This window comes from Pigmentiphaga sp. GD03639 (assembly GCF_029845405.1).
Classification (GTDB): domain Bacteria; phylum Pseudomonadota; class Gammaproteobacteria; order Burkholderiales; family Burkholderiaceae_B; genus Pigmentiphaga; species Pigmentiphaga daeguensis.
On sequence record NZ_JAOCLR010000061.1, the window covers coordinates 1 to 3,824 of the forward strand.

Sequence of the window (3,824 nt, forward strand, 5' to 3'; positions counted from 1 at the left end):
GAGTCCGCATTACCCCGTGCCATGGTGGCGACCAATGGGCCGTTGTCGGATGCGCTGGAGTTCATGGAAAATCAACGCGAGGTTGTTCGCGTTGCGGAAATGCCGCCCATTAAGGTGATAGCGTTTCCTGGAATGACGGATCCGGTTGGCGGAGCGGTACTTGGGGCGGCGCAGTCGGTTGTGGAGGCCCTTGGGGCGGTACGCGAATCTGGTAGCGGGCCTAGGATGTCCACTGTAGTGCCAGAGGCGATCAGAAATGCGCCAGTGCTCTCGCAGTGGGACGGTCGTTCTGGCGGCAAAGTAGGGGCAACACAGACTCATCCGTTTTATGGCAGCGTTCAGCACCAATTAGCAATATCGCTGCAGGACGGCGTAGGAACGATTGCTGGGCCGGAGATTGCGATAGCAAAGGTGGGGGCGTTGTTCGGGAGTGTAGTTAGGGGAGTGAAAGGTTTTGCCGCAGAGAGTGGAGTCTGGAAACTAAGCCCGCTCCAACGCGGCCAGCAGATTGAGCAGGCGCTCGGTCATAATCTACCTGGCAATTTCCCGACAATCGATAGGTTCGAAAATGGACTGGCGACCAGCATCAAAAGCTTAGATCTGGACGCCGCAGCCTATCAGAGTGCTACGACCCTCAACCGAACTTTGACGGGCTACGTTGACAAGGTAGCAGATTTCCAGGGGCGGACGTGGGCCGGTATTCGTATTCGGCAGCAAGACATTACGGGGCGTGCGCTCGATCTTGCAATCCCTCATCGCGGCTCGGCGGAGCAACAGGCTATCATCAGTCAAACGGTGAGGTATGGAGCCTCACGCGGCGTTGCTGTGAATGTCATACCCTTTCCCTAATCGAGACGAGTCTAATCAATGAAAGCTGCAACAATCTACGAGCGAAAAGATAAGCTGTATTTTCACAGTTCATCAAAAACGACTGCCGGGGTCTGGGTTATTACTGCCCCCGTTCTGGCCGTCGATAAGGAAAACACTGGAGAAGTTGGTCGTGCGCTCAGAGAGTGTCTGGCAGCGTCTCGAGAGGGCGTTTCGCACCCGAAGTCGTTCACAGACTTGTTCCATCCAGTGCTTGAGCTTGCGGGTGTCAAATCGTTTAGTACGTTCGTGAAGTCGGCCAAATGCATAGAAGTTGAGACGAGCGACGATGTGACTGTGACGTTGATCCCGACACGAAACGATGGCGTCGATGACGGGTTCGCTCCACTGCCTTACAAGACGGAAGCAACTCTTAGCTCAGATGAGGCTTTGGGTTCCGTGGTGAGTGCGGCGCTCGCAATGGCGGAATGATAAGCGCGGATTTTGGCCGGGGCACGGCGATTGATAAGGGGACCTAGCAGAGATTTCCTATTCAGGGCACAACATAGACTCAGGGAGTGTTTACGCCTCGCAAGACGAAGAACCTGTCGAGGACGTTGTCGTCGATCCCGGCCGAACTGTTTGAACAGTTCGGCAATGGCTCGATGACGACCAAAGCCATCAATGCGGCGACGCTGGCCTTGAAAAAAGACTTGATCGAATGAGCGCTGGGTGGTGAGATGAGCCGCTACCACCCCGGTTATCTACCCGGCACTGCCAACTCGTAGCGGTGACCAACCTGCACAATGGCAGCGGTGCCAAGATGGCGCTGAGCGGGGACGGTCCGATTCGCATTGAGGTTCTCTGTGACTGAGACGGCTGTTTCGAGCCGGTCCTGATTCCCAAGCATGAACGGCGATTCAGGGGCGTCGACGACAAGAGCGTCGCCATGTATGCCCGTGGTATGACGGTGCGGAAGATTCAAGGCTTTGTGCTGGAACAGTACTGCAGCGCAGTGTCCACCGACTTCATCCGCTCGGTTACCGACGAGGTCATGGCCGAGGTGACGGTCTTACAAGCCAGCCCACTTGAGGTCATGTATCCGGTCGTGTCTTCGATGCCCTGTGGATCAAGATCCGCAAGGATTCAGTCGTGCGCAAAAAAACCGTCTATCTGGCCCTGGGTGTGCAGCCCGACGGCACATGCAACATTTTGGGACTGTGGATCGAGAATACCGAAGGTGCCAAGTTCTGGATGCGCGTGTTCAACGACCTGGAGACTCGCGGGCTCAACGACATTCTGATCGCAGGCATCGATTCCCTTATGAAGAGATATTCGTGCGGCCTGCCGCCTGATGTTCAACTCGCCTTGAACACGGAATTCCTGACGGATCCTACTGCTTTGACCGACGCTACCTCTTCCAGAAAAAACGCCGCATCCCGCGTTATCCTCGCCGCCTCAGTTGATATTTCCCCATAACCCGAAAAACCATGAGGCATGCCCGAATAGACCGCCAATCTATGCCGGCGGTTCATCTCTGCTAATCGCCCCGCGAACATACGCGAATCTTCGATAAGCGGGTCGGCATCCCCCATCCCTAGCCAGACCGGTGGAAAGTCGTGCAGCCCGGTTTTCGCGGGTATGGCCGAGTCGGGTGGATTGGGCCATGCAGGGCCAAGGTATTGCTGCCATACCCATTTCGACTGCGGCCGCAAATTCTCGCGTGGGCCGCCAAGGTTGCCGTAGAACAGGATCAAACAGGGAAGCGCCGCGGTGCGCCCGGCGTCCGCCAATCGACGCCAAGCCAACACACACAGCGACGCGCCAGCCGACTCTCCCCATAGGACCGCGCGAGCGGGCAAACCCAACCCGGCCGCATGATCCAGCAACCACTCCACGCCAGCTACCACATCATCGCGCTGTGCCGGAAACACATGCTCCGGAGAACGCCGATAATCCAACGCGACCACCGATCGCGAAGTGGCATTGGCAATGCCCCGGCAGACCGCCTCGTGCGAATCAAGCCCGCCCGCCCACCAGCCCGCCCCGCGCACGAAGACCACGAACGCATCGTCGCGACAGATTGCCGGCCGATACAAACGCGCACGCATATCGCCCTGGGCACCCGCAACAGTCAGATCACGCGTGCTCGCAATGGGCGGTAACCGCGCGTTGATCGCAGCGAAATATCGATCCTGCTGAGCCCGTGCCTCGGCCAGCGGCAGCACAGTGGGATCCGCCTGGGCGCACCCAGCAGCCTTGAGACGGGCTTGCTCGGCGGCAATCAGAGGATCGAGAGACGGGAGCGGTGCCGCCGTCATGCCTCTGCCTCTTGTCGCATGCTCTTGGGCACCAGGGAAAAATCCCAGCCATTGTTCTCCATCTTGTCCAGCACATCGGCGCCGTACTGGTCGATGATTTTCTGCCGCACGGCGGGCAGTCGGCCGACGTCGTCGAAGTCTTCCAGCTGGCCTTGGATGATCACGAGCAGGTGGGCGTCCTGGTCGGAGATGTTGATGAACTGGCGGGCGACCTTGGGCGGCATGGCGATCATGTCGTAGGGGGCCAGTTCCACGCTTTCCTGGCCTTCGTCGCCCCAGCGTATCAGCCACCGGCCGGAAAGCGCCATGAAGGTTTCGTGGGTCTTCCAGTGCACGTGGAGTTCGGGGCCGTCGTTGGGGGCGGCGACGGCAAGACCGACGCGGATGACGCCTTTGTCGCCGTCGACGATGGCGGGGTTGGGGGAAAGCCGTCCGGGTAGTGACGCTGGCGCCATCAGCACGTAGTTGGCCTTGGGGTTGAAGATGCGCAGTACGTCGGCGGGGATGCCCAGGTTGTCGTTCCAGTGCGCGGAGCGTGGTTTGAGTTTGTCGAAGCGGGCGATGCGGGATTGCATCTCATCCTGAGTGGGGCAGAGGGTCTTCATGAGGGTTCCTGGTGACAGGGGAAGGAGCTCAGTTCTGTACGCTGATGGCCGCATCGGACACGACTTTCTTCCAGGCGGTGTAGTCCTGTTT

4 protein-coding genes and 1 pseudogene are annotated in these 3,824 nt (G+C 58.7%); 3 read left to right on the forward strand and 2 right to left on the reverse strand.

Going from position 1 to position 3,824, the window contains the following annotated elements; genetic code table 11:
• The 3 genes and pseudogenes from N5K27_RS28660 to N5K27_RS28670 form a co-directional block, all read left to right on the forward strand.
• A partial coding sequence (locus tag N5K27_RS28660) for a hypothetical protein (protein WP_279820963.1) occupies positions 1–849 on the forward strand: 849 nt, incomplete at its 5' end.
• A gap of 18 nt (positions 850–867) precedes the next feature.
• Positions 868–1,299 (forward strand): hypothetical protein, encoded by a 432-nt coding sequence (locus N5K27_RS28665; RefSeq protein WP_279820965.1) that lies wholly within the window; start codon positions 868–870, stop codon positions 1,297–1,299.
• Positions 1,300–1,385: 86 nt separating this feature from the next.
• Positions 1,386–2,115 (forward strand): annotated as a pseudogene (locus N5K27_RS28670) (transposase); the annotation flags it as partial.
• 50 nt (positions 2,116–2,165) lie between these two features.
• Here the strand turns inward: N5K27_RS28670 and N5K27_RS28675 are convergent.
• Entirely contained in the window at positions 2,166–3,128 is a 963-nt protein-coding gene (locus N5K27_RS28675; protein WP_279820967.1) for an alpha/beta hydrolase fold domain-containing protein, read from the reverse strand.
• Positions 3,125–3,733 (reverse strand): cupin domain-containing protein, encoded by a 609-nt coding sequence (locus N5K27_RS28680; protein WP_279820969.1) that lies wholly within the window; start codon positions 3,731–3,733, stop codon positions 3,125–3,127. Before N5K27_RS28680 ends, N5K27_RS28675 begins: the two co-directional genes overlap by 4 nt.
• Positions 3,734–3,824: the final 91 nt, after the last annotated feature.

Coding starts and splice junctions, on each gene's coding strand:
- N5K27_RS28680 (WP_279820969.1), bottom strand. CDS start 3,733: ATGAAGACCCTCTGCCCCACTCAGGATGAGATGCAATCCCGCATCGCC.
- N5K27_RS28665 (WP_279820965.1), top strand. CDS start 868: ATGAAAGCTGCAACAATCTACGAGCGAAAAGATAAGCTGTATTTTCAC.
- N5K27_RS28675 (WP_279820967.1), bottom strand. CDS start 3,128: ATGACGGCGGCACCGCTCCCGTCTCTCGATCCTCTGATTGCCGCCGAG.